Here is a 26,268-nt window from a genome sequence, read left to right on the forward strand (position 1 = left end):
AAGAAGATGGCAGTGATATCTTATATAGATGCCGTGATAATGGCGATGCGGGAAGAAATGGAACGGGATCCCCGTGTATTTGTATTAGGTGAGGACGTAGGGGTAAAAGGCGGGGTTTTTAAAGCGACTTCAGGATTATACGAACAATTCGGGGAACAGCGTGTCATTGATACACCGCTTGCTGAATCCGCAATAGCAGGAGTTGGCATCGGAGCGGCCATGTATGGAATGAGGCCGATTGCGGAAATGCAATTCGCTGATTTTATCATGCCGGCAATCAACCAAATCATTTCGGAAGCTGCAAAAATCCGTTATCGCTCCAATAATGACTGGCATTGTCCTATCGTCATCAGAGCTCCATACGGCGGAGGAGTACATGGGGCGTTATACCATTCACAATCCGTTGAAGCCATTTTTGCGAATCAGCCGGGACTAAAAATTGTCATGCCCTCTACACCCTATGACGTTAAAGGTTTATTGAAAGCAGCCATTCGGGATGACGACCCGGTCCTTTTCTTTGAACATAAAAGAGCCTATCGCCTAATTAAAGAAGAAGTGCCGAATGATGATTATGTTTTACCGATTGGTAAAGCGGATGTAAAACGTGAAGGCGAGGACGTTACAGTGATTACTTATGGCCTTTGTGTTCATTTTGCGCTTCAGGCAGCTGAAAGGCTGGCCAGTGATGGCATATCCGTTCATATACTTGATTTACGAACCGTATATCCATTAGATCAAGAAGCCATTATGGAAGCTGCATCTAAAACAGGAAAAGTCCTATTGATTACTGAAGATAATAAAGAAGGAAGCATCATTAGTGAAGTATCGGCGATCATTGCAGAAAACTGCCTCTTTGATCTTGATGCCCCAATCATGAGACTCGCTGGCCCGGATGTTCCAGCAATGCCATATTCACCATCGTTAGAGAAATCATTCATGGTGAATCCTGAAAAAGTGGAAAAGGCATTGAGGGACCTGGTTGCCTATTAAATGATCGGCATAACGAACCTTGAATATAGAAAAATGAAAATACCCCAGCTGGGGGAAAGCTTTGTTTGTTCCCGTGATTAATCATGTTGATGAAAAATCTATTAAGGAAATCGCCAATGGTGTCCGTGAACTTGCCCAAAAGCACGAACATTTAAGGTGAAACCTGAAGATATGCAGAAGGGTAATACCTTACATTTATAGTTCACATCATCAGAATATAATTATCAAACTCAACCGTTTATATAGTTTATATTGAGGTTGAATCTTAAAAATGAACTTAAGCCTAGCAACGATAAAAAAGGTTGCCAGGCTTTTTTTTGCACTAAATAAATCATCTATTATGAAAAATAATCCTTTGGATTACGATAGAGAGGGGATGTAATATCTCCACTTTAATGAGCACTTTATTTCGCCGTGATTTTTTGAAAAATTTTCATATCGTAAATATGTATTGAACAAAGTGCGTGGTATTATATGGTAAAGGATACGAGGCAAAGGAGACTTATGATGAATAATGGAAACTATCAGGTATGGCGTTTGAAAGTACATATTATGGAATTGTAATTGTCGATAGTCACGCAAATTATTAGCAATAAATATTGTGAATTTTTAAATGTTGAACGCAGTATAGTGATTGGCGAACATTGAAAGTAGCAAAGGGGGGAACACCATGCTTCGATTATACGGGGCTTTAATCGGTCTTAGTTTGATATGGGGTTTATCGTTTGTTTTTATGAAGTGGCTGCTACCGCCTGCGGGCATTTGGGGGATTGTATTTCTCCGCTGTTTGGCGGGTGCTGTTGTTCTGCTTCCCATTTTATGGTGGAAGTGCAGGGAAATCAATTGGAAATTGCCGTGGAAAGCACTGGTCGTTGTCGGAATCTTCAATTGCGGATTAGCATGGGGATTAATACCTTTAAGTGAAACAGAGATTAACAGCAGCACGGCATCGATTCTAAATGCAACCACTCCGATCTGGACGGGGATCATCGGATTTATCATTTTTTCATACGTTCTAACCGCCCGACAATGGATGGGCATTCTAATTGGTTTCTTCGGAATTCTAGTATTGATGGATTTTCAAATCGGCCAGCTTTTCGGAAAGGAATTCATCGGGATTGGGACAATGCTGCTAGCGTCCATCTGTTATGGTTTTGCCGGTCATTTTACGAAAAGATTTCTTTCCAGTACCAGCATATTGGTCATTACGACGTTTACGCTGCTCACGGGTGCCATTATCGGTTTGATCGGGATGCTAGTAACAGAGCCGATTAAGCCAGTGATGTTGATGGAACCGCTGACGATTTTCGCCATAGTCGGTCTTGGGTGCTTTGGCTCTGGGATCGGCCAGCTGATCTATTTCTACATCAATAAAAATGGCAGCCCTGAGTTAGCCGCATCTGTTACATACCTTATTCCTGCAACCGCTATGGTTTGGGGTTATGTCCTGCTTGGAGAAGCAATTAATCCTAATGTAATTATTGGCCTGCTGATTATTTTCGCAGGAGTTTATCTTTCCTCTAAGAAGTCAAAAGAAACTGATGGCACAAACTCTTCATCCGGAAAACAAGCGGAATTGCATCACGTAAAATAATTAACCAAAACGAAATAGCCCTCACGTAAAGATTTTTTTTATGCCGGGGGCTTTCGTATTGAAACACATTAATCGTTATACTTAATTCTTATCCATTTTTGCCAAAGAAGTGATTGATTTACTTTGCCGCTATTCATAGCTATAGACATTTAAGGAAAATTGACAGTGTGTTATTTTGTCTGAAATTATTTTGATTTTGAGATATGTTAATTTGAGATAATGTTGTTGACAGTGAATGGTATTCATGATAAATTATCTTTAAATAAAGATATATTAATTCAAGATAATGAGTAAGTAAACACCTTATCAAACCCCTTTAATGATTAGCCATTCTTTTTGAAGGAAAAATATAGGGGATTAATGAAAAAGCTGAACATCAAAAAATTGAATCGTTTTAATGGGAGGAATAATTTATGAATGGATTAAAAGGTATACACCACGTAACGGCCATAACAAGCAGTGCTGAAAAAAATTATGAATTTTTCACAAATATATTAGGCATGCGTTTAGTCAAGAAAACTGTTAACCAAGATGATATCCAAACCTATCACCTGTTTTTTGCCGACGATGTTGGCGGTGCGGGTACTGACATGACATTCTTCGATTTTCCAGGAATCCCTAAAGGGGTGCATGGGACTAATGAGATCTCTAAAACATCCTTCCGTGTACCGAATGATGCGGCATTGGAGTATTGGGTAAAGCGCTTCGACCGTTTAGAAGTAAGGAATACGGGAATCCAAGAACAATTTGGTAAAAAGAACCTTTCATTTGTGGATTTTGATGATCAGCAATATCAATTGATCTCAGATGAAAATAATGAAGGGGTTGCAGCTGGAATTCCTTGGCAAAAAGGACCGATTCCTCTGGAATACGCTATTACAGGATTAGGACCAATTTTCATTCGTATCGCCAACTTCGATTACTTTAAAGAAATGATGGAAAAAGTTCTATTATTCAAAGAAATAGACAAGGAAGGATCATTTCACCTATTTGAGGTAGGGGAAGGTGGGAATGGTGCACAAGTGATCGTCGAGCATAATTCGATCCTTCCTCAGGCACGGCAGGGTTTTGGTACTGTTCACCATACAGCCTTCCGCGTTGAAGACCGTTCCGCTCTGGAAGAATGGATCAAACGAATGGAAAGCTTCCAATTTCATACGTCTGGTTATGTCGATCGTCACTTTTTTGAGTCGCTTTACGTACGAGTGGCACCGCAAATTTTATTCGAGTTTGCTACGGATGGTCCTGGATTTATGGGGGATGAGCCATATGAAACGCTCGGTGAAAAGTTATCTTTACCACCGTTCCTGGAACCGAAACGGGATCAAATCGAAAAGTTGGTCCGTCCCATTGATACAGTAAGAAGCACCAAGGAATTCATTAAAGAATAATCGACGATCTTTAGCGAATGATTTATTGGTATATGCCCATACTAATACAGGTAGAAATAAAAATGGAATAATCATTGAAATTGAAAAAATGCTCTGGAGGAATGAATCATGACAAAAGATTTTTACACGGCCATTAAAGAGAGACGTTCATATTATGGAATTAATAAAGAGGTTGGAGTATCGGATGAGAAAATTAAAGAAGTTGTTGAATTTGCGGTAAAACACACGCCATCGGCTTTTAATTCCCAATCTTCACGCCTAGTTGTTTTGACAGGCTCGGCACATGATAAATTATGGGATATTACGACGCAGGCTTTAAAGAAAGCGGTTGGTGAGGGAGATTTCTCTGGCACTCAACAAAAAATGGATTCGTTTAAAGCGGGATATGGGTCAATATTATTCTTTGAAGATGAATCTGTTGTGAAATCACTTCAAGAGCAATTTGCAACTTATGCCGATAACTTCCCAATCTGGTCACAACAAACATCAGGCATGCATCAATTAGTTGTTTGGACTGCACTTGAAGCAGAAGGATTGGGAGCAACTTTACAGCATTATAATCCTTTAATTGATGATGAAGTGAAAAAAGAATGGAATGTTCCAAGCAATTGGAAATTGATTGCGCAAATGCCATTTGGAAATCCAACAGCTCAACCAGGTGATAAAGAATTCAAACCACTTGAGGATCGTATAAAATTTTATAAATAAAAGTGGACTATTACGTTAAACTTTTTTTAGTGCCAATTCTAATTGGCACTCAGACTGTAGACAAACACTCGAAGAAAAGTGAGTTTGCCTGCAGTTTTTTTCTTTAAATTGTTTTCAGGAATCCGCTCCTTTTCCGCCGACTGTCTGCCAAGCCTCATAAAAGCAAGCGTCTTTGGTATCTGGGCTAGCCAGTTATTCTGCAGGAGTGTCGAAATTTCCTTCAACCTAGTGATAGTTCCATCCCATTTAAAACAGTAAAAATTCATGGAATATAATCAAGTCTTGTTTTGAAATTAGGATAATAATTCCCTAGATAAAATCGTGAAAGGGATTCGGGAAGAGACCATTCCGAACCCCTTTTGTCTATAAAATTAGAGCGAATTCTATTTAGCTCTTTTTTTGGTTGAGCTCATTTTGCATATGCTATTTCAGGATTACTAGTGTTAATGTATGTAACTAATGGCTTTACGTCGTTATCAGAAAAAATATTTTTACTGCTTTTTTTGTTTAATAACCTTATGTAAAAGCTTTATAAGTAATAGTTCTGTTTGTTCTTCAATTCTTTAAAAATGAGAGCTATTCCTTGGTCCAGTTTTTGTATATTTGTATTGGACACGTTCAATTTTAATGATTTTTCCTGGTGAAAGCCATCTAAATAATTTTGACCCATCGTCTCTACCAGTACTTGTTGATTCCGTAGGTTATTGATGAGGTGAGTACTATTTAAACGATGAGGCAGTACGATATGAGCGTTCATACATATGGATGCTGGGCGATAAAAGCCTGGGGCGGAGTGCTTTTCTAGAGCATCATATAGCAAGTTTGCACGGACTAAATAGGAGAGACGCACTTTGTTTCTATGGCGTTCAAACATACCGCTTTTTATGTAGATTTCCAAGGCTGCTTGTGAAATCATGGAACTATCAATATCAGCAGTCCTTTTATATAGTTGGAAGCTGTCCGTTAATGGTTTAGGCAATACGGCAACACCTATGCGTAATCCTGGAAACATTATTTTAGAGAAGCTTTTTAAATAAATGACCATGTTATGGGTATCCTCGGAAAAAATGGGGTCTACCTTCATATTTTCTTCGAAATCTGCTAAATAATCATCTTCTACAATATAGACACCATACTTTACAGCAAGTTTTAGTATCTCCTCTCTGTCCTTTTTAGAGTAAGAAGTCCCTAACGGATTATGGAAACGAGGCATCGTATAAAAGAATTTAATTTCCTGACTGCTAAAAATCCGCTCTAATTCCTCTAAATCAATACCTTCTGCAGTTCGTTGAATTCCTAGCACGGAAATTTTGTACGCTTTCAATTGCTCCACAAATAGATGATAACTAGGCTGCTCAACAAGTATATGAGTACGTTCATTTGGAAAGGGGATTAACGTTAATAAGGAAAGTGCTTGCTGCACGCCAGAAGTAATGAAAATCTGTTCTTCTTTTGCGAAAACCTGATACTGCTCTAATTGTTTTTGTATCACTTTAATTAAAGAGGGTAGTCCTTTTGGAGTGCCATAGATAAACAATTCTTGCTGATAGGTATCGATTGCTTTGTTGATGCAATGTTGAAAGTCATGATATGGAAATTGGTGCCAGTCGGGAGCTGAGGTAACAAAGTCGATATCCGTTGTTGGTTCGTTTTTACCATCAAATTCTTTTTGAACGACAAAATATCCACTTTTAGGAACCGCGTAGATTAAATGCCTCTTTTCCAATTCTTGCAGGGCTTTCAAGACTGTACTTTTACTACATTGATGTTGATCGATTAATTGACGAATCGATGGAAGTTTAAAGCCCGGTTTGAGCCGTCCATTCTGGATTAGAGATTCAAATTCATTAAACAAAGCTACGTATTTTAGCATGAATACCTCCTAAAACTGTACCGTTACAGATGCTACTTATTTGTATTGTATCGTAGTGGAACTTTTAATACGATACTTACAACCGGCCGGGTGTTGAAAAGGGGGATTACTCAATATGCCAGAAAATAAAAAAGCCTATTTTGCGGCGATACTATATGCCATTATTATTGGATTTTCATTTATCTTTACAAAAATATCATTAATGGAAGCTAGTCCGCTAGATACATTGGCACATCGATTTACGATGGCTTTGTTGATCGCGATAGTTTTTAAGCTGTATAGGAGGACATCAGTGAAAATGAGTGCAAAGGATACTTTGAAAATTCTTCCGTTGGTGTTCCTTTATCCAATTTTATTCTTTACATTACAAGTGTTTGGTCTCGTTTATACCTCTTCTTCAGAAGCGGGTATTATCCAAGCGACCATACCAATTTTTACGTTATTATCAGCTTCATTATTTTTGAAAGAACACGCTGGTAGAGGTCAGAAATTTTTTCTTTATTTATCTGTGATGGGAGTTATCTTTATCTTTGTCATGAATGACTTGCAACTTGCGGCTCACAGTTTGAAAGGAACGATACTGATCTTATTATCCTCGATTGCTGCCGCTCTCTATAATGTGGTAGCGAGGAAGGTAACAAAGCAATATTCACTATTTACGTTAACTTATCTGATGACGTTCTTTGGTTTTGTGGCTTTTAATAGTATGGCCGTCATCAACCATATAATTAACCAATCTATTAGTAGCTTTTTATTACCCTTCACAAGTAGTGCATTCCTCATTTCAATCGTATATCTTGGGGTATTATCGTCACTGCTTACTGCTTTTTTATCAAACTATGCATTATCCATTTTACCAGCATCTAAAATGAGCGTTTTTAGTAATTTAGCGACATTGATTACGATCATAGCAGGGGTGATTTTCTTACATGAATCGATTCATTATTATCATGTAATAGGTGCAATGATTATTCTTGCTGGGGTAATCGGCACGAATTATTTTGGTGGAATTCAATCAAAGCATAATAGTAAGACTTTTGCCGATCCATTGCTGAAAAGGGAGGTAAAGTGAATGAATAAATATGTGTTGTTACTCTTGATTAGTGGTATATGGGGATCTCAATTCTTCTTTATTGCATTAGTCATAGAAAATGTTGGGGTTATTACATTGTCAGCCCTCAAAGCATGTATCGGCGGTATCTGTTTACTCTTCTTTGGTTTTTTTTTATCAAAAGAAGAGCGAAAAGTACCTAGGAGTTATTATAAATGGTATATAATCATTGCTTTTTTCGAGGTTGTGCTACCATTCGTCTTTATTGCACAAGGCCAGAAATCGGTGCCTAGCAGTATCGCAGCGGTGCTGATTGGAATGGTTCCCGTCTTTACCATCCTCTTTTTACTAGCATTTTTCAAAAGAAAAAGCACAAAGCAGGAGATTACAAGTATCCTATTCGGATTTGTAGGTATTGTCCTTCTTTCCTGGCCAACACAAGGATTCCAAGACCTTTCTAACAGTGTTCAGGGTAACATCCTATTGATATTGGCTGCCATGAGTTTTGGATTATCATTGATTTTCATGGAGAAATTAAACGAGGGATCTTCCGTTATTCATATGAGAAATGTATTACTGATTGCCAGTGCATTGCTCATTCCCATGTCCCTATCGTTTGAGCAATCTTTCAAATTGGATTTAGCACGATCTCAATCTATCTACTTAGCGATTTTAGGCATTTTCCATGCAGGTGTTGTTTATGCATTATTTAATAGGCTGATTCGGCAAGAAGGCGCATTATTTACTTCATATAGTAATTATATAGTGCCTGTCATCGGAATGATTTTAGGCTTTTTCTTTTTACATGAAGCGTTGTCTATTCATCAGTTGGTTGGCATGGGTATAATTATGATATCATTATTTTTTTCAGACGGAAAAATAATAACCAAATTGACAAGAAAGTAGTATTTTATTATATGTGCTTTTTCAGTCATCTTTAATTGTACTAATAAACCAGTAATTTTAGTATTCGTATATTTAACGGAACCAAATTGAGAAAAGGGCAGCAGGTTTAATATTTTTTTTGTAAGATCATTTTTTGTTTTTTGATCCGCAAATGATTATATAGTAGAAGAAGCATCTGCTGATGTTAATGCAGATGCTTCTTCTACTAAAAGGGGTAACTGATTTATTGGCGCTAACCAGTAATAAATACTTATATTTTTATTTTTTCTGCATTAGATAGTGAAGTGTTTTTCTCCATCTTCATTATAATAAATCCACTCCAGGCAAACATTAAGGAGGCAATGTAAAAGATGCTGCCGATCGTTAAAAAGTCGACTAAATATCCGGTTGCAATCACCGCAGCTGCCGCACCGACGGATGTCCAAACATGGTAGTTCCCGATTTCCTCACCCGCTGTTTTCTTCGTAACATATCTTGCCAGTACCGTTTTTTCAGTGTTTTTTTGTACTGCCCCAAGTACCCCCATAATGATTTGCAGGAGATAGACATGCCAAATTTCATATGCGAGAGGAAAGGCAAGTAGGATAAGTGCCATCCCCCATGAATAGATAAGGAGAAATGCTTTGTCACCTGTTTTGTCAGTGAATTTTCCGATTAGAGGATAGCTAAGTGCTGCAGTCAATGAGAATATTCCATATGCCCACCCGAATTGCGTATAACTGGTGCCTACATTTTTGATTAGCAAAATATAAAAGGGGAAAATCATGCTGGCAGCCATTCCAACAGTGCCTTGGTAAAAAACAAAACGTTTATAATTCATGGATGATACTCCTCATAGAAAAGATTCATGAAGCGATTATCAGGATCATATTTCTTCTTTAATCGAAAGAATTCCTCCGAACGCGGATACGCTTCAAATAATTGTGTCTTGGTTGGATACCCATAATAGGGCAGATAGTAGCTGCCGTTATGGTCAAGCGTAATATCGATCATGTTACGGATGACCCTTCCGGTATTTTCCTTGCTTTCGTCACCTGTCCCTTGATTGATGAGCATCACTAAAGCGAACATATCATCCTTGGCATATGACATGAGTGATTCATCATTATGTTCCACATAACGAATTGTGATATTTAATAAATTAAAATCTTCCTCATCAGATAAGGTTCTTCTTAAGTCATCGATATAATCAGTAAATTGATCTATCGGAACGAAGTATTCTTGCAGTACTTCAGTTTTGTTGGGGTTGCTGTAATCCATGAATGCCGAATCCGACCGCATCACATTATTCCTCGAAACCAAGTTGCCATCAATATTGGCCGTGTAGGTTTTTTGAGTTTCCCAAAACCTTTTTTTACCCCAGTCATTATAACGTGAGAGGCCAAGAAAGAATTTAGGCACGGCAATGATCGTTTCCCGTTTGAGAGTATTGTAGTCAGATAGCCTTGTTTGTTCATTTGCCCTATAATAATCCGTTACATACATTTCATCCAAATAGGAGCCAGGAGCAACGGATATTCTTGCAAGATGCATTTTAACATCATCGTTTTGAAGGACTTCTCTTTTAAAGTACGACGTATATTCATCATAATGAAGTGATTTAGTTTTAATGGTATAAAGTTCGTCATCGGTAAGGTTGAGTGTTACATCAAGTATGACTCCAAACAATCCATACCCGCCGATAACTGTATGGAAGAGCTCCGAATTTTCTTCGCGGCTAACTGTAAGGATTTGTCCTTTTGCGTCAAGCAACCTAAAAGATTCAACGGTTTCTATTAAGGCATGGTGACGGATATCGCGGCCATGGACATTAACGCTCAAAGACCCGCCAATGGTAAAAATGTTTTGAGATTGACTGACCTTCAGCGCAAGTCCATATGGGTTGATATATTCCTGGAGAGCAGCCCAGGTTGCTCCGCTTTGGACCGTTATGCGTTTTTCTTTTACATCCAAATCAAGTATTTTATCATAGTGCTTCATATCGAGCAGGATGCCGTTTGGATATAATGTCTGACCTCCTTGGCTATGCTGCATTCCGGCAATGGAAATGGGATCATCGTTTTTTTTGGCATCCAAAACGACCTTTTTGATTGCTTCTTCACTATCTTCTGCCATTATCGCTTTCATTTTAACTGGCATCAGCCGGCTGATATCTTCTGCAATAGGGTGGTCAAGCTTGAAATTAAAGGAAAGCAGTGATAATCCAAATAATAGTGCATATAGGGTGATAAATAAAAATCGTTTCATGATATCTGGCATTCGACTCCTCGTTTAATTTGTCTGAAACTTAATTGAAATAAAGAAAAAGTCTGAACTTTATAGATTAATGGAGTTACCCTGACCATTCAGTGAGATTGGGGTTAAATTTGAATGAAATGTCATATTTTTTGAAAATGAATCTTTTGATTTATGTACTAGTTCTTGGTTTTCAGCCCATTAATGATTGTTTTGGTTAGCGGTATGGATAGTGATTCCAAGCTTTGTTCTGAGTTGTTTAATCCCCAATGATAGATGATTCCCATCAGGCTTTGGGTGATAAGTTGTGAAATTTCGTTAACTGATTGGTCAGTGTCAATGTCGTTTTGTTCTTTCGCCTCTTCAATTAATGAACGAATGATTTGGAAGAGTGAGCGATTTGAATTTAAAAAGTAAGTATGTTCTTTTGAATCTAAAGCGGAACTGTAAATCACTTTCATTAAATCTTTGCCCATTTCTTCTTCCAGAAAACGCATCAATTTCCGTATGAAAATAAACAATTTCTCTGTGGCGTCCATATCGACTGGGAACGAACGGAAGACTTCGCGATAGTAATTATCGACTTCTATGAATCTCACTGAAAAAATGTCCGATTTTGCTGAAAAGTGTTGGTAAAATGACCCTTTTGATGTGCCGCTTTTTTTCACGATCTCGTCAACGGTAACTTTATCATAACCTTTTTCGCTAAATAGCTTTAATGATATTTTTAAAATTTTTTCACGAGTCTTTTCTCCCCTAAGCTGTTTCTTTCTGGGTTCAATCATAAAAAACCTCCAAATGATAATTGACAGAATATTCCTGTATGGTTTAATATCAGACTACAGTCTAGTTAAATGATTGGTGGTCTATTTAATCTAACGTAGATCATGAATAATCACAACGCTTTCTTAATTGCATTTCCCACATTTAGAAAGCGCTTACAATATTTTGGGATCAAGTATGGGGTAGGTTAATTCATTTTAAATAGGAGGTTTTTCAAGGATTCCTATACAATCGGTTACTGTCTTGTAGAAAGTTTTATTCCCCTTTAGCCCTGAGTATATGGATTGCATTTATAATGTTGTTGGATTCGATTCAATATATGTAAATGGAGGGAGGTGGTATCAGGATAAACTTGATGGTCCTAGGAATGAACCAGAGTGTCGGGAAGCAGGAGAAGAATTGTGCGGTAAACGGATTATTTTATGGGAAATAGCAGCATGAAAAGGGAGGAAATAATCATGAATCATGCCAGTGGCGAAATAGAGAAAAGAACGATCAGTAAGACGATGAAACGCATTCTTCCATTTATCTTGCTCCTTTATATCATTGCTTACTTGGACAGGGTCAATTTAGGCTATGCTGCTTTACAAATGAATGCAGAATTAGCCTTATCCGCTGAAGTTTTTGGATTGCTATCAGGCATTTTTTTTATAGGTTATTTTTTCTTTGAAGTTCCTAGCAACATGATCATGCATAAAGTGGGAGCTCGGATATGGATTGCCCGAATAATGATTTCATGGGGTCTTGTGGTAATATTAACAGGTTTTGCGCAAACAACGATGCATTTATATATACTCCGTTTTTTATTAGGTGTCGCCGAAGCTGGTTTTTTCCCTGGTATAATTTTGTATTTAACTTATTGGTTCAGGGCGCGCGAAAGAGGACGGGCAACAGCGGTTTTGCTTTTAGCCCTGCCGATTGGCGGATTGATCGGTGCGCCTGTGTCGACGTGGATTCTTGACAATATTTCCTGGTTCGGTATGGCCGGCTGGAGATGGATGTTCATCCTTGAAGGCATCCCGGCCATTATTATTGGAATTGTTGTTGTTTTCTATTTAACTAATAGACCGACTAAAGCTAAATGGTTATCTAAGGTAGAAAGTGATTGGTTGGAAGGGGAGTTGAGTGCGGAAAGGAAAGTTAGCGCGAAAATGAATAAAGTCACAAAGCTTGCTATGCTGAAAGATGCGAAAATCTGGAAGTTGGCCCTTTTTTATTTCGCAGGGTACACATCTATCTATGGATTGTCATTCTGGATGCCAACCATCATTAAATCTTTATCGGAAAATGCAACAACCAATCTAGAAATAGGCTGGTTAGCGATGATTCCATCATTAATCGGTATACCTGCCATTATGTTTGCAGGCTGGAATTCAGATCGGACCAATGCACATAAAACACACTTGCTCGTCTGCCTCATGATAGCAGTTGTCGGATTTATCGGCTGCGGCTTTTCAGATAGTGTCTTTATGATGGTGCTTATGTTAACGATTACCTCTTTCGGTTTATACGGGTTCAGTGGATGTTTCTTTGCCTATATGACATTTTTCTTCACTGAGACCACTGCACCAGTTGGGATAGCCATAGTCAATTCACTTGCGGCTTTAGGCGGTTTTGTAGGACCGATGATTCTTGGAACTGTTGCATTTACCCAAGGTATGTTTATTTTATCTGGATTACTTGTAATAGGTGTAATCACCTTATTATCATTAAAATTGGCAGATGCTTCAGATGAAAACATCGTAAAAGAAGTTGAAGTCAATATTAATCGATTATAACGGTTCTACATGTGTTGAAGATTAAAAGTGATAAAAAAGAAACATCATTGGAAGCCACAGAGTTTCCATGATGTTTCTTTTTATATTTTCATAAAGGAAGCACAATCAATTGAGCATGTCAAAATTTAATCTAAAATCGCAGGTTCTGCCCAATAAGACTTGTTTGTAGTTTTCGGCGGGATTAGAATGGAGATGAGATGAAAGTGCTTTCGAAAAGATCATCGATTCCTTTTCTTTTAAAGTGCTGACTTCATATTTATTCATTAGAGGAATAAAAGCAGGAATGAGGTGATGATGTGGAAATTCATTTGGTGGCAAAAGATGAGATTGAGGCTCAAGGAATTCGTTGGATAGTGGAGTCCCACCTAACGGGAGTTAGACTGGTTTTATGGAAAACGATTGAAGAATTCGAAAAGGGCATGCGCAATCAGCAACCTGAATTCGTTATTTTGGATATGGATATTTGGACGGATGAAAGTGAGGCGATGGGTGTTTCGTTAAAGCGGAGGGGAATTCGATGGTTAGGGATTTCATCTGAGCGAATCTTTCAAACGGCTTATCGAGCCTTACGTTTTCGTGCTGAAGATGTTTTATTCCGTCCTTTTTCTTCCGCGGATTTGGTAAAACATATTCAACAATTACGTTTTCAATTAAGAAATGGTCCAGGTCTTCTTTCGTCTAACACCATGGATGATGAGAATGCTTTGGATATTGGGTATCCAGATTTCTTCTTGACGGACCGGAAGCATGAAAGCCGAATAACCATGGTCGCTTTTTTGACACCTGATAACAAGACCCTTCCATTGGTTTATGATGAACTGCAACGATATTCTTTTACTGGGAAGAATCAAATCTTCGCTTTATCGGATTTTATTTTATGTGTCCAGGAAACAAAGGAAATTGAGATATATAAGGAAGAATATCAAGCGTTTCTTGCCCATTGGAAAGAAAGAATGGATGAGCCCCTTGCCATCATAATAAAGGCGGCAACTTCAGATGAGTCTTTAAAAAGGATGTATCAGCAAACACGTGAATTTACGAGACAAATCTTTTTCGATGGATATGATATCATTTTAGCCGAAAGTCAACAGACTTCGCCTCGAGAGATGGATCCATTCCTCACTCCTCTTGAACAAAGACTATGGATAGAAATGCTCGAACGACGTGATGCGAAGGCCATCAGGAACTGGATTGAACGTGAATTCCTCACCTTCGAACGGCCATACCCCGACCCGGAAATCGTTCGTATCCGCCTTACAAGCGTACTTGCACAGATTCGAAGGCATATGAAATCATACAACTTGCAAAATGCTTCCCTGGAAGCCATTTACTATGATGTATTTCAGCAAATTGTACATAAACCTGTCATTCATCAAATAGTGAAAGAGCTGCATGCGTTCACCACCCATATGCTTCTGCAGGATCATGGACAATTACAGGAAGGGGCACGCACAATTAGCGAAAAGGCAAGGGAGCTGATCGAGTCCAACTATTGGGACGCCCAGTGGAATCTAGCGAGTTGTGCGGATACTCTGCGAATCAATAAAAGTACACTCAGCCGTCGTTTTGCCGCTGAATCCGGCGAGTCTTTTCGAAATACGCTGCATCAAGTTCGAATTAGGGAAGCTAAACGTTTATTAAAGGAAACGGATTTATCATTGGAGGAAATCTCACAATTGGCCGGCTATTCACATCAAACCTATTTCAATGCCAAATTCAAATTGCTTGAAGCCTGTACACCATCAGCATATCGGTCTGGCTTATAAAAAAGGACGATTCATTTATTGAATCGTCCTTTAGACTGCAGACAAACTCGGATATTGAATTTGACCGTTGATTTCCACTCCAGGCACTCGCTTTACGCGGGCGGTCCGGGAGCCTCCTCGGCATCGCGCCCGCGGGGTCTCCCTTGGACACGCTTTTCCCGAAGGAGTCTCGTACCTTCCGTTCCCATCAACTTTGTTTAAGATAGAACTCCTTTTGCTTACAGTCTTTTTGTTTTTTATAGGAAAATAACTTGAGGTGATAATGATCCTTTAAAAACATGATTCTATTCAGCGGGATCAACTTGAAATGATTACTTTAGATTAACTGGTGTCAAAGCATCATTTGGAAAGGGGGAGGCAGCAATGGATTTCTCATTCATTCATGACTTATGAAAGATTTGTTTTCAGTGGTAGGACTCGCAAGTATAAGGCGTATTATTTTAATCAAACGGACATTCATTCAATATACCTTCGGTAATCGTACCATGCGTAAAACGATTTAAGAAGTAAAAATCAACATGGCCTACCAATGCCTTCAGGTTAAGATTTCCATGATAAAGTGCCTCAATCCTCTACGTTCGGGAAAATTTATGAGCGACGCTATAAAGATTCTGACCTGTTTGAACAGATTTTTTATAGCCTTTTTATGAAAGGTTCTGAAATAGTACTGATAAGTGCAGAGCATATATTGGTACATTCCTCAAAATGTGAAAGCCAGTGTAGCCTCTGGTTGAACAAGTAATTGAGAAAGTGGAAAGCCTTCTTAAGCCGTTGCCTCAGATGCAGCTTACAAATCACCAGCCCTTTTACCCTATACACTTCCTCGAACAATTGAAAGGACGATTCAGTAAAAGTGAATCGTCCTTTTTTATTTATTTCAAAACAATGTAATTGATGAAATAGTTTATAAAAAAATAAAGTTAACTACAAAAGGTTGAAACAAATTATAAAATTATCATTAAATTATAACTATTTATTCTGAATTTTTCTTATAGAATGAAAATATAACAAAAACAAGGGGGAAATGAGAAATGAACACGATTACAAACAAGGTTACACGCTATAGAGGCACCGATTTGAATACGAAGGGTTGGCAACAAGAGGCAGTGCTTAGAATGCTGATGAATAATTTGGATCCTGAAGTCGCCGAACGTCCAGAAGATTTGGTGGTATACGGAGGGATTGGGAAAGCAGCACGTAACTGGGAATGCTTTGATGCAATCGTCAAATCACTAAAAGAGCTTGAAGAAGATGAAACATTACTTGTCCAATCAGGGAAACCGGTGGCAATTTTTAAAACGCATACGGATGCACCCCGTGTCCTGATTGCCAATTCAAATATCGTCCCGGCATATGCGAACTGGGAAACATTCCATGAACTTGATAAAAAGGGATTGATGATGTATGGGCAAATGACAGCCGGCAGCTGGATATATATTGGTTCTCAAGGAATTGTACAGGGTACTTACGAGACATTTGCCGAGCTTGCTAAACAACATTTCAATAACTCGTTGAAAGGCACAATCACTCTTACTGCAGGTCTAGGAGGCATGGGTGGGGCACAGCCACTGGCAGTTACAATGAACGGTGGGGTCTGTATCGGAATCGATGTTGATGAAACAAGAATTGACCGGAGAATCGAGACTCGTTATACCGATGTGAAAACGGATTCTTTGGATGAAGCCATTCGTTTAGCCAAAGAAGCTAAACTTGCAGGAAAAGCATTATCGATTGGTTTGATTGGGAATGCTTCAGATATTCTTCCAGAAATGATTGCAAGGAACTTCATTCCGGATGTCTTGACGGATCAGACTTCCGCCCATGATCCGCTTAACGGATATACACCTTCAGGTATGTCAATGGTGGAGGCGGCAGAATTAAGGAATTCGAATCCGGAAGAGTATATTAAACTCTCTAAAGCTTCAATGGCCAAACATGTAAGAGCAATGCTTGAAATGATGGAAAAAGGAGCCGTGACGTTTGATTATGGCAATAATATCCGTCAAGTTGCGAAAGATGAAGGTGTAGAAAATGCTTTTGACTTCCCTGGCTTCGTTCCAGCATATATCCGCCCGCAATTTTGTGAAGGAAAAGGTCCATTCCGCTGGGTAGCTTTATCTGGTGATCCTGAAGACATTTATAAAACAGACCAAGCCATTTTACGTGAATTCGCTGATAATGAGCATTTATGTAACTGGATAAGAATGGCTCAAGATAAAATCCAGTTCCAAGGTCTTCCTTCCCGCATTTGCTGGCTGGGTTATGGGGAGCGCGCCCGTTTTGGTAAAATCCTTAATGATATGGTTGCAAGCGGTGAATTGAAGGCCCCGATAGTGATTGGACGTGACCATTTGGATTCTGGATCTGTCGCTTCGCCAAATCGTGAAACGGAAGCCATGAAGGATGGTTCGGATGTAGTGGCTGACTGGCCGATCTTAAATGCAATGGTGAATGCAGTGGGCGGCGCAACCTGGGTATCCGTACATCATGGCGGTGGCGTAGGAATGGGATACTCAATGCATGCTGGCGTTGTAATTGTGGCAGACGGCACCGAAGAAGCAGCAGCCAGGATTGAGCGAGTGCTGACAACGGACCCTGGGATGGGCGTTGTGCGCCATGTTGATGCAGGATATGAACTTGCAGAGGAAACAGCCCGTGAAAGAGGTATTAATATCCCAATGCTTGATAAAGGAATTGATAAACAATGACAAAGCCGATTTGGATAAAACATGCCACTCAACTTGCTACCCTTACCTCTGAAAGGAAAGGCCCGCGTTCCAAAGAGGGAATGTCAGAGCTTGGTTTGATAGAGGATGGAAGTATATGGATGGAATCTGGGTTGATCCAAGCTGTCGGGACAACCAAGGAATTGGAAAAACTCTATGCTGATAGAATGCATGAAGCTGAAGTTTTCGATGCTTCTGGCCATTTGGTGACACCAGGGCTTGTTGATCCCCATACGCATGTTGTATATGGTGGAAGCCGTGAGCGTGAATTCGAAATGCGTCTAGAAGGTGCAACATATATGGACATCATGAACGCAGGTGGGGGCATTCATGCAACCACCCGCATGACAAGGGAAGCAAGTGAAGAAGAGTTGATGGAACAAACCATCCGACGCCTTGATTCGTTTCTCGCTCATGGCGTGACTACAGTAGAAGGTAAAAGCGGTTACGGAATGAATTTGGAAACCGAATTGAAGCAGTTGCGGGTGATGAAGAAGTTACAGGAAGAACATCCGATTGATCTAGTTCCTACTTTTATGGGAGCACATGCGGTTCCAAAGGATTATAAAGGCCGTGAGGATGAATTTGTCGATCATCTGATTAATGATATGCTTCCAATCGTCGCTGAAGAAAAGCTTGCTGAATTCAATGATGTTTTTTGTGAAAAAGGGGTTTTTACCCCTGAACAATCAGAGCGGATTTTAAAGGCGGGGAAAAAGTACGGCTTGATCCCTAAAATACATGCTGATGAAATTGAGCCTTACGGGGGAGCGGAACTTGCCTCCAAAATAGGGGCTATATCAGCTGAGCATTTATTAAAGGCTTCCGAAGAGGGAATTCAAGCCATGGCTAAGTCAGGAACCATTGCCTGCTTGCTTCCAGCCACAGCTTTGTATTTAAGAGAAGATGCCGCCCCAGGACGCCGAATGGTTGATGAAGGTGTAGCTGTTGCCATTTCGACCGATTGCAATCCCGGATCCTCACCGACGACTTCCATGCCGCTTGTCATGAACCTGGCATGCATCTCGATGCGGCTGACCCCTGCTGAAGCGCTTACCGCGGCAACATACAATGCTGCTTGTGCAATCAACAGACAAGAAAAGGTAGGCTCGCTTGAAGTGGGAAAACAAGCGGATGTCGTTTTATGGAATGTAGAAAACTATCAGGAATTGCAGTATTTATTTGGGGTTAACCATGTTAAGACTGTATGGAAAAATGGTGTGCAAGTTGTGAATGATAAAGTGAAGTCTGATTCCAAAAGCCTGACTGGCCTTTAAAAATCAGTAATCTCAATCAATGTCCACCCATTCCATCCGCTGAAAAATTCAGGGGATGTAATGGGCTTTTGGAAGTATTAGCAAATGTAATGGTGCCCAATCGTAGGATGGTGGTTTATCATCCTACCACTTTTCAGCGTTAAACACTTTACTGCTTTACAGTGAAATTAAATGAAAGTGTTTTAAGGAATAAATCTTCCATGTGGAGGGAATTTTATGTGGATAATCACTATCCATTCGAAAAATGGCATAAAAATGTTTGAGTTTAGCACTGAAAAAGAAGCACGGGATAAATTCGAGGTAATGGAAGGGTGTAAAATCCTTAGTGAAGTCATTTATTTCAATGATTTATGGTTAGTTGAATCTTAAAATTAAGCGGATGGATTATAATTTAAATAGAGATTAAAATGTAGATTGAATTGATATAAATTATAAAAAGGTTATTATTTTATAATATTCATAGCTGTTTTTCATTATCGTATTAGTCCTAATGAAAAATAACTTAAGTTCAAAATTACAAACGTGCATGTTTGGTAAGGTCAGTAAAATATTATTTTGTGAATACTGAAATCTGTTTTATTTAATTTCTGCCTGACTAACAGAGAGTTATAGTTTTAGTGTTTTTTTGAATCAATATATCTGATGAATCAAAATATGGAGGGGATTCCTTGAACGAACAAAAATTCACTATTGACGATGCCCCATTTAATAGGTTTCATTTTCGGATTGCAGGACTTACATTCGGCTCCAGCTTTTGTGATGGTTATTCTCTAGGGATCATTGCGATGGCCCTGACAGTATTCGGGCCTCAAATGAATATGAATTCATTGTGGACAGGGCTGATCGGGAGCTCTGCTTTAATCGGTCTGTTTGCGGGATCTTTAATACTTGGCAGACTTTCTGACCGTGTAGGTAGACAGAAAATCTTTCTTGTAAACTTTTTACTTATCACGGTAGCTACTATTTTACAATTTTTTGTTAGCAGCCCAGAAGAGCTTTTTATTTTACGGTTGCTGATTGGATTTGGACTTGGAGGAGATTACGCTGTCGGTACGACTTTGCTTGCCGAGTTTTCACCAAAAAAGTATCGCTCCTCGCTCCTAGCGTCTATAAACGTAGTATGGACGCTTGGATATGTTGCATCAAACTTTGTTGGTCATTACCTGGGTCAGGTTGGTTCAGACTCATGGCGTTGGATGCTTGTCAGCGCTGCCATTCCGGCTATAGTGGTTTTAATCTTGAGAATAGGAACGCCTGAATCACCAAGGTGGCTTGTCAGCATGGGGCGTGTCGAAGAAGCTCGCCAAATTGTAAAAAAACACCTTGGATCGAACGTTGAAATGGGAGAAATGGCGGCTGGCGCAGAAAATCAAAAGACTCTGGGATTCCGTGGGCTTTTCAGTAAAAGGCTTCGTAAGCGTTTGGCTTTTGGTGGAATATTCAAATTAACTCTTGTTATTCCGTACTTTGCAATTTACACTTTCCTGCCTTCCATACTTAGTACAATGGGTTTTGAACAAAACTTTTTTGCCGATACAATGTTAAATCTATTTTTGCTTGTTGGGGCAATTATTGGTCTTTGGCTGCTTGCAAAATTTTCTCGTAGAGGATTTACCATCGGGGCTTTCACGATCCTTACTATTTCATTGTTCTCACTCAGCTTCTTACACAATGGTTCTCAATTCTTAATGTTGTTGGCATTCTTGATCTTTACTTTTTTCATGTCAGCAGCATCGAACCTAACATTAGTATACCCAGCAGAGCTTTTTCCAACTGAGATACGTGGCTCGGGAATAGGTATGGTTACGGCAATTAGTCGGATCGGTTCGGCAATTGGAACATTTCTGCTGCCTGTTTCTTTAAGCTCATTTGGATTAAGTGCCTCAATGGCAGGAATGGCAGCCATTCTGCTGGTCGGCTTGATCGTATCGATCGCTTGGGCACCAGAAACGAAGAATCTTTCATTACATGAAGCAAGTGACCCTTTGCTAGAAGCGGAGAATTCTCTGAAGGGAACTGCTATTCCCTTTACAGAAAATGAAAAAATAACATAAGATTAACTTCCAGCAAATAAATGAGAAGGACCAAAACTTTTTTCTCCTTCCTGATAAGTCATATGAGAGGAGATGTATAAGGGTGACAACTACCGATTGTTTACAACCGAAGGATATTAAAGAGGTTGTACTAGGTGATGGTGCAATCTCGATCGAAGAGGTAATTGCGGTTGCAAGATATGGGGCGATGGTTTCCTTTACACAAACATATTGTGATAGGGTGGATAAATCACGTAGCTTAATAGACAAGTTTTTAGATGAAAATCGATTGATTTACGGTGTAACTACGGGTTTTGGCAGTAATATGACGGAGGTGATTTCTCCACAGGACGCAGAAACCCTTCAACGTAATATTGTTCGTTCACATGCCGTTTCTGTTGGGGAAACTCTTGAAAAAGAAGTCGTAAGGGCCATTCAATTGATGATACTAGTGAATTTAGGCCAAGGATATTCAGGAGTTCGTTTACAAGTATTAAATCTAATTGCTTCACTATTAAATCACGATATCATTCCGTTTGTTCCAGGTGATGGGTCAGTGGGGTATCTTTCTCCTGAAGCTCACATGGCCCTAGTGGTGATTGGTGAGGGGAAGGCATGGTATAAAGATGACCTCATACCTGGCATGGAAGCTTTAGAGAAAGCGGGATTAGCACCTGTTACGTTGGGTGCCAAAGAAGGATTGGCACTTACAAGCGGGACTACTTCCGTCACTGCGATGGCTGTCCTGGCTTTATACAATAGCATGCAGGCGGCTAAAACCGCGGACATTACGGGAGCTATGTCCTTAGAAGTGCTAAAAGGTACAATAAAAGCATTTGATCCCCGTCCCCACGCATTGAAAAAACATGAGGAACAGGCTAAGACAGCCAGAAATGTATCAAGGGTTCTTGAAGGCAGCCAAATCATTGATACATACAAGGAATATAGACTACAAGATGCACTTAGCTTACGATGCATTCCACAAGTACATGGAGCCATAAAAAGAGTATTGAAAGACGCTGCTGTATCAATCGAGAATGAAATGAACTCAGTGAGTGACAATCCTCTGATTTTTCCGGAAGAGGAAGATGGAATAGGCCTGATGGCTGGGAATTTTGATGGTTCATTTGTTGGGATTTATGCAGATGCGATATCCATAGCGTTAGCAAACTTAGCAAAAATAACAGAACGCAGAATAGATCGCCTTGTAAACCATTACCTTAGTGAATTACCTAATTTCTTAGTGGTCAATCCAGGTTTAAATAGTGGCTACATGATTCCACAATATACAGCTGCCGGGCTATTAAATGAAATCAGGGTGCTCTCGCATCCAGCCACAATAGACAATATCCCTACATGTGCAAATCAAGAAGATGTGATAAGCTTTGCCTATTTTGCTTCGAGGAAAGCATATCGGATTTCGAAGAAACTTGAATATATTTTAGCCATCGAACTGATGACGGCAACGCAAGCAATGGATTTTCATCTACCTTTGAAACCGTCACCGGTTACGGAGGGGGTGTATCATTTAGTTCGGAGTGAAGTCCCGATGGTTGGAGAAGATCGCTTTTTTCATCCTGACATTGAAGCGATTTATAGGCAAATTCATGAAGGGGAAATAGTGAAGCACGTTGAAATGGCGATCGGGAAAATAGAGTTCTAAAACCAGGTGGAAGCTGTTTTACTTTATTTTATAAGGTAAAATGGCTTCCTTTTTTTAAAATGAAGGATCATATTTAAAAGAGGAGGATGTAAGATGCACTATGATGTAATTGTTATTGGAGCTGGATCTATGGGAATGTCTTCAGGTTACTATCTATCAAAGAATGGACAAAAAGTATTATTATTGGATTCCTTTGCTCCTCCTCATAATAAGGGCAGCCATCACGGGGAAACAAGAATTATTAGGCATGCTTATGGTGAAGGCAGGGAGTATATTTCTTTGGCACTTAAATCCCAAAAGCTTTGGGGTGAATTGGAAAGAAATTCGGGACAACAATTATTTCTCCCAACGGGGGTCCTGAATGCTGGAAGCCAAAATTCCACTTTCATTAAACAAGTGATAGCAGGTTCAAAGGAATATGGTTTACCTATGAAAATATTGGATTACCATGAAATTCATGATAGGTGGCCAGGGATGACACTGCCAGAAGACTACATTGGGTGCTATGAATCGACTTCGGGCGTGTTGAAAAGTGAAGAGTGCTTAAGGGCGTATCAACAACTTACGAAATCCCATGGTGCCGACATCATTGTAAACAGTGAAGTAAGGAAGATAGTTGCTCATAGCAATGGGGTCACGATTAAAACGGATGAAGAGATATTCCACTCAGAATCTTTAGTGGTTGCAGTTGGGGCGTGGGCACCGAAAATATTGGCGATGTTAGATTTAAATCTGCCGCTGGAACCCATCAGAAAAACATTTGCCTGGTTTCATGCAAATGAGAAATTATATAATCATAATGATTTTCCGGCTTTTACTTTTGATACTTCAGATGGTACTTACTATGGCTTTCCTAGTATAAATGGTTCTGGACTGAAAATAGGGAGACATGATGGAGGAAAACGGATAAATCCTGATGGCTGTATTGAAGGTTTTGGTGAATTGGATGAAGATGAGGGAGATTTAATGAGGTTTTTAGGGCAATATATGCCTGCTGATCAAAAAATGAAATATGGGAAAACTTGCATCTACACCATGACCCCTGATGAGCATTTTATAGTGGATAAACATCCTTATTATCCACATATTGCTATAGCAGCAGGTTTCTCTGGACACGGGTTTAAATTCAGCAGTGTCATGGGAGAAATTTTGAGTGACTTGATTATCTCCGGTACGAGCAAGGAAGATATTTCATTGTTTTCAATTAACCGATTTTGAATTAATATACTCCAAACTTTAAGCTGTAATCATGGCCGTTGCTTCCTTTCAAAGGAAACAACGGCTTTTTTGTATCAAACTGCAATGTTAGGTTTTCTAACAAGATATTGTCGAAATAATTAAAATATGCTAGAATTAGAATATTCCGAAATATGAAACTATAATACCGAATTTCGGAACTTATACATTTGAGTGATTGAAAGATCACTTACATATTATTTACTGAAATTTCCGTTATTAAAGGAGAGGGTAGTATGAACACGGTTGATTTGAATTGTGATTTAGGGGAAAGTTTTGGTGCTTACCGGATTGGTAATGATCAAGAGATTTTAAATTATGTAACATCTGTCAATGTAGCTTGTGGATTCCACGCTGGTGATCCGACAGTCATGAGAAAAACGGTTCAGCTTGCTTTGGGGAAAGATGTAAAAATCGGAGCCCACCCAGGTTTACAGGATTTAATAGGATTTGGCAGACGCAATATGAATATTTCACCACAAGAAGCTTATGATATTGTCGTCTATCAAATTGGTGCATTAAATGGCTTTCTGCAAGCCGAAGGCGGAAGTATGCAGCATGTGAAACCGCATGGGGCATTGTACAATATGGCCGCAAAGAACAAAGAGTTATCCATGGCCATTGCCGAAGCGGTATATAAAGTGAATCCCGAGCTTATCTTATTTGGTTTGTCGGGCAGTGAATTAATACGTGCCGGACAGGCTATCGGATTGCAAACCGGGAGTGAAGTATTTGCCGATCGTACCTACCAACATGATGGTTCATTGACTTCCCGATTGGAAAAGGATGCATTGATCGAAAACGATGATGATGCCGTTGCCCAAGTCATTCGCATGGTGAAGGAAGGGAAGGTACTGTCCCAACAAGGCTCAGATGTGGCTTTAAAAGCGGATACCATTTGTATTCACGGAGACGGGGCACATGCTTTATCCTTTGCACGGCATGTCAAGGAATCTTTGCAATTATCTGAAATAACAGTCAAGTCCTTTTCTTGAAAAAACTAAACTCAGGAGGCAGATTCCATTGGAGCCAATCAAAAATACAACAGTACAGAAAAAGAATTTGACTAAGCCAAAAACGAACCGCACTTTATTGTTAGGTGCAGCATTCCTAATGGCAACATCGGCAATAGGACCAGGTTTTTTAATGCAAACGACCGTTTATACCCAAAGTCTTGCGGCAAGTTTCGGTTTCGTTATACTTATTTCGGTCATTCTTGATATATTTGCCCAAACAAATGTATGGCGCATTATTGCTGTATCCGAAAAAAGGGGTCAAGAGATTGCAAACATGGTCCTTCCTGGACTGGGTTATGTACTGGCAGCACTAATCGTCATGGGCGGGCTGGCATTTAATATTGGAAATATCGCAGGAGCCGGATTAGGTTTAAATGCGATGACGGGAATATCCCCAACTACTGGAGCCGCAATAAGCGCAGTCATCGCCGTACTGATTTTTGTAGTGAAAGAAGCAGGAAAAGCGATGGACCGTTTTACGCAAATCGCCGGATTTTTCATGATTTGTTTGATGATTTACGTTGCTTGGACAACCTCTCCTCCTGTAGGGGAAGCGGCAGTGAAGACCTTTGTGCCTGATAAAATCGATATTATCGCCATCGTTACATTAGTGGGTGGATCTGTAGGCGGCTACATTACTTTTGCGGGTGGCCATCGACTATTGGATGCAGGAGTGAAGGGCGTTGACTCATTGCCACAAGTCACGAAGAGCTCGGTAATGGGGATACTGATAACGACGGTCATGCGTGTTGCGTTATTTCTAGCAGTACTGGGTGTTGTATCGAAAGGTTTGCAAATTGATCCGGATAACCCTGCAGCATCCGTTTTTCAACTCGCTGCGGGTAATATAGGATATAAAATCTTCGGTATTGTCATGTGGGCAGCAGCTATCACGTCTGTTGTTGGAGCTGCATATACTTCGGTTTCATTTATCAGAACTTTCAGCGAAAAGATAAATAATAAGGCTAACTGGATAATCATTGGCTTTATAGTCGTATCGACCATCTGCTTTCTATTGATCGGTCAACCGGTTAAAGTACTGCTTGTAGTTGGGGCCATTAATGGACTGATATTACCAATTGCCCTTGGAACATTGCTTATTGCCGCATATAAGAAAAACATCGTGGGTGATTATAAGCATCCTTTATGGTTAACGATTTCCGGTGTATTCGTGGTAGTCATCATGGCGTTGATGGGCGTATATACATTAATGAAACAACTGCCCGCACTTTTTTAATGATT

21 protein-coding genes are annotated in these 26,268 nt (G+C 39.6%); 17 read left to right on the forward strand and 4 right to left on the reverse strand.

The features are described from left to right. The first annotated feature begins 6 nt into the window (after window positions 1–6). The 5 genes from ACIQYG_RS19110 to ACIQYG_RS19130 all read left to right on the forward strand — a co-directional run bounded on the left by ACIQYG_RS19110 (window position 7) and on the right by ACIQYG_RS19130 (window position 4,683). Complete coding sequence (locus ACIQYG_RS19110) at window positions 7–990, forward strand: alpha-ketoacid dehydrogenase subunit beta (RefSeq protein ID WP_402841017.1); 984 nt, start codon at window positions 7–9, stop codon at window positions 988–990. A gap of 61 nt (window positions 991–1,051) precedes the next feature. Further along, window positions 1,052–1,150 (forward strand): hypothetical protein, encoded by a 99-nt coding sequence (locus tag ACIQYG_RS19115; protein WP_402841020.1) that lies wholly within the window; start codon window positions 1,052–1,054, stop codon window positions 1,148–1,150. A gap of 510 nt (window positions 1,151–1,660) precedes the next feature. Then, on the forward strand, window positions 1,661–2,584 hold the full coding sequence (locus ACIQYG_RS19120) for a DMT family transporter (protein WP_402841022.1): 924 nt from the start codon (window positions 1,661–1,663) through the stop codon (window positions 2,582–2,584). A 413-nt stretch (window positions 2,585–2,997) separates the two neighbouring features. After that, complete coding sequence (locus ACIQYG_RS19125) at window positions 2,998–3,975, forward strand: ring-cleaving dioxygenase (RefSeq protein WP_402841025.1); 978 nt, start codon at window positions 2,998–3,000, stop codon at window positions 3,973–3,975. A 108-nt stretch (window positions 3,976–4,083) separates the two neighbouring features. Next, window positions 4,084–4,683 (forward strand): nitroreductase family protein, encoded by a 600-nt coding sequence (locus ACIQYG_RS19130; RefSeq protein ID WP_402841028.1) that lies wholly within the window; start codon window positions 4,084–4,086, stop codon window positions 4,681–4,683. Window positions 4,684–5,212: 529 nt separating this feature from the next. On the opposite strand, the gene ACIQYG_RS19135 is transcribed toward ACIQYG_RS19130, so the two are convergent. Next, entirely contained in the window at window positions 5,213–6,556 is a 1,344-nt protein-coding gene (locus ACIQYG_RS19135; protein ID WP_402841030.1) for an aminotransferase-like domain-containing protein, read from the reverse strand. 115 nt (window positions 6,557–6,671) lie between these two features. Between ACIQYG_RS19135 and ACIQYG_RS19140 the strand changes: the two genes are divergently transcribed. Continuing rightward, a complete protein-coding gene (locus ACIQYG_RS19140) occupies window positions 6,672–7,628 on the forward strand; it encodes a DMT family transporter (protein WP_402841033.1) in 957 nt (318 codons plus the stop codon). Then, window positions 7,629–8,513, forward strand: coding sequence for a DMT family transporter (locus ACIQYG_RS19145; protein WP_402841036.1), 885 nt, complete (start codon window positions 7,629–7,631; stop codon window positions 8,511–8,513). It abuts the gene before it with no gap. Between the two features lie 250 nt (window positions 8,514–8,763). On the opposite strand, the gene ACIQYG_RS19150 is transcribed toward ACIQYG_RS19145, so the two are convergent. From ACIQYG_RS19150 to ACIQYG_RS19160, 3 genes are all read right to left on the reverse strand, one after another. Then, entirely contained in the window at window positions 8,764–9,333 is a 570-nt protein-coding gene (locus ACIQYG_RS19150; protein WP_402841039.1) for an MFS transporter, read from the reverse strand. Beyond that, complete coding sequence (locus tag ACIQYG_RS19155) at window positions 9,330–10,772, reverse strand: FAD-binding protein (RefSeq protein WP_402841042.1); 1,443 nt, start codon at window positions 10,770–10,772, stop codon at window positions 9,330–9,332. The genes ACIQYG_RS19150 and ACIQYG_RS19155 overlap by 4 nt, the downstream gene beginning before the upstream one ends. A 155-nt stretch (window positions 10,773–10,927) precedes the next feature. Continuing rightward, entirely contained in the window at window positions 10,928–11,533 is a 606-nt protein-coding gene (locus tag ACIQYG_RS19160; RefSeq protein ID WP_402841045.1) for a TetR/AcrR family transcriptional regulator, read from the reverse strand. A 456-nt stretch (window positions 11,534–11,989) separates the two neighbouring features. On the opposite strand from ACIQYG_RS19160, the gene ACIQYG_RS19165 reads away from it, so the two are divergent. The 10 genes from ACIQYG_RS19165 (at window position 11,990) to ACIQYG_RS19210 (ending at window position 26,263) form a co-directional block, all read left to right on the forward strand. Beyond that, window positions 11,990–13,309, forward strand: coding sequence for an MFS transporter (locus ACIQYG_RS19165; RefSeq protein WP_402841048.1), 1,320 nt, complete (start codon window positions 11,990–11,992; stop codon window positions 13,307–13,309). Between the two features lie 296 nt (window positions 13,310–13,605). Further along, complete coding sequence (locus ACIQYG_RS19170; RefSeq protein ID WP_402841051.1) at window positions 13,606–15,075, forward strand: helix-turn-helix transcriptional regulator; 1,470 nt, start codon at window positions 13,606–13,608, stop codon at window positions 15,073–15,075. 1,031 nt (window positions 15,076–16,106) lie between these two features. Next, window positions 16,107–17,783 (forward strand): urocanate hydratase, encoded by a 1,677-nt coding sequence (hutU, locus tag ACIQYG_RS19175; RefSeq protein WP_402841053.1) that lies wholly within the window; start codon window positions 16,107–16,109, stop codon window positions 17,781–17,783. After that, window positions 17,780–19,078: an imidazolonepropionase gene (gene hutI / locus ACIQYG_RS19180; RefSeq protein WP_402841056.1), complete on the forward strand. Its 1,299-nt coding sequence runs from the start codon at window positions 17,780–17,782 to the stop codon at window positions 19,076–19,078. The genes hutU and hutI overlap by 4 nt, the downstream gene beginning before the upstream one ends. Before the next feature lie 216 nt (window positions 19,079–19,294). Further along, a complete protein-coding gene (locus tag ACIQYG_RS19185) occupies window positions 19,295–19,447 on the forward strand; it encodes a hypothetical protein (RefSeq protein WP_402841059.1) in 153 nt (50 codons plus the stop codon). A 299-nt stretch (window positions 19,448–19,746) separates the two neighbouring features. Then, a complete protein-coding gene (locus tag ACIQYG_RS19190) occupies window positions 19,747–21,132 on the forward strand; it encodes an MFS transporter (RefSeq protein WP_402841061.1) in 1,386 nt (461 codons plus the stop codon). A gap of 82 nt (window positions 21,133–21,214) precedes the next feature. Then, on the forward strand, window positions 21,215–22,774 hold the full coding sequence (gene hutH, locus ACIQYG_RS19195; protein WP_402841064.1) for a histidine ammonia-lyase: 1,560 nt from the start codon (window positions 21,215–21,217) through the stop codon (window positions 22,772–22,774). Window positions 22,775–22,867: 93 nt separating this feature from the next. Further along, window positions 22,868–23,992 (forward strand): N-methyl-L-tryptophan oxidase, encoded by a 1,125-nt coding sequence (gene solA / locus ACIQYG_RS19200; protein WP_402841066.1) that lies wholly within the window; start codon window positions 22,868–22,870, stop codon window positions 23,990–23,992. Between the two features lie 254 nt (window positions 23,993–24,246). After that, a complete protein-coding gene (pxpA, locus tag ACIQYG_RS19205; RefSeq protein WP_402841068.1) occupies window positions 24,247–25,005 on the forward strand; it encodes a 5-oxoprolinase subunit PxpA in 759 nt (252 codons plus the stop codon). Between the two features lie 118 nt (window positions 25,006–25,123). After that, window positions 25,124–26,263, forward strand: coding sequence for an NRAMP family divalent metal transporter (locus ACIQYG_RS19210; protein ID WP_402841172.1), 1,140 nt, complete (start codon window positions 25,124–25,126; stop codon window positions 26,261–26,263). Window positions 26,264–26,268 lie beyond the last annotated feature (5 nt).

The sequence above is a fragment of the Peribacillus sp. NPDC096622 genome (assembly GCF_044762665.1).
Taxonomy (GTDB): domain Bacteria; phylum Bacillota; class Bacilli; order Bacillales; family DSM-1321; genus Peribacillus; species Peribacillus frigoritolerans_B.

What these genes read in the sequence shown, in the direction of transcription:
- hutI (WP_402841056.1), top strand. Translation starts at nt 17,780, where the DNA reads ATGACAAAGCCGATTTGGATAAAACATGCCACTCAACTTGCTACCCTT.
- ACIQYG_RS19150 (WP_402841039.1), bottom strand. Translation starts at nt 9,333, where the DNA reads ATGAATTATAAACGTTTTGTTTTTTACCAAGGCACTGTTGGAATGGCT.
- solA (WP_402841066.1), top strand. Translation starts at nt 22,868, where the DNA reads ATGCACTATGATGTAATTGTTATTGGAGCTGGATCTATGGGAATGTCT.
- ACIQYG_RS19140 (WP_402841033.1), top strand. Translation starts at nt 6,672, where the DNA reads ATGCCAGAAAATAAAAAAGCCTATTTTGCGGCGATACTATATGCCATT.
- ACIQYG_RS19145 (WP_402841036.1), top strand. Translation starts at nt 7,629, where the DNA reads ATGAATAAATATGTGTTGTTACTCTTGATTAGTGGTATATGGGGATCT.
- ACIQYG_RS19160 (WP_402841045.1), bottom strand. Translation starts at nt 11,533, where the DNA reads ATGATTGAACCCAGAAAGAAACAGCTTAGGGGAGAAAAGACTCGTGAA.
- ACIQYG_RS19120 (WP_402841022.1), top strand. Translation starts at nt 1,661, where the DNA reads ATGCTTCGATTATACGGGGCTTTAATCGGTCTTAGTTTGATATGGGGT.
- ACIQYG_RS19165 (WP_402841048.1), top strand. Translation starts at nt 11,990, where the DNA reads ATGAATCATGCCAGTGGCGAAATAGAGAAAAGAACGATCAGTAAGACG.
- ACIQYG_RS19130 (WP_402841028.1), top strand. Translation starts at nt 4,084, where the DNA reads ATGACAAAAGATTTTTACACGGCCATTAAAGAGAGACGTTCATATTAT.
- ACIQYG_RS19185 (WP_402841059.1), top strand. Translation starts at nt 19,295, where the DNA reads ATGTGGATAATCACTATCCATTCGAAAAATGGCATAAAAATGTTTGAG.
- ACIQYG_RS19110 (WP_402841017.1), top strand. Translation starts at nt 7, where the DNA reads ATGGCAGTGATATCTTATATAGATGCCGTGATAATGGCGATGCGGGAA.
- pxpA (WP_402841068.1), top strand. Translation starts at nt 24,247, where the DNA reads ATGAACACGGTTGATTTGAATTGTGATTTAGGGGAAAGTTTTGGTGCT.
- ACIQYG_RS19210 (WP_402841172.1), top strand. Translation starts at nt 25,124, where the DNA reads ATGGCAACATCGGCAATAGGACCAGGTTTTTTAATGCAAACGACCGTT.
- ACIQYG_RS19125 (WP_402841025.1), top strand. Translation starts at nt 2,998, where the DNA reads ATGAATGGATTAAAAGGTATACACCACGTAACGGCCATAACAAGCAGT.
- ACIQYG_RS19155 (WP_402841042.1), bottom strand. Translation starts at nt 10,772, where the DNA reads ATGCCAGATATCATGAAACGATTTTTATTTATCACCCTATATGCACTA.
- ACIQYG_RS19135 (WP_402841030.1), bottom strand. Translation starts at nt 6,556, where the DNA reads ATGCTAAAATACGTAGCTTTGTTTAATGAATTTGAATCTCTAATCCAG.
- hutU (WP_402841053.1), top strand. Translation starts at nt 16,107, where the DNA reads ATGAACACGATTACAAACAAGGTTACACGCTATAGAGGCACCGATTTG.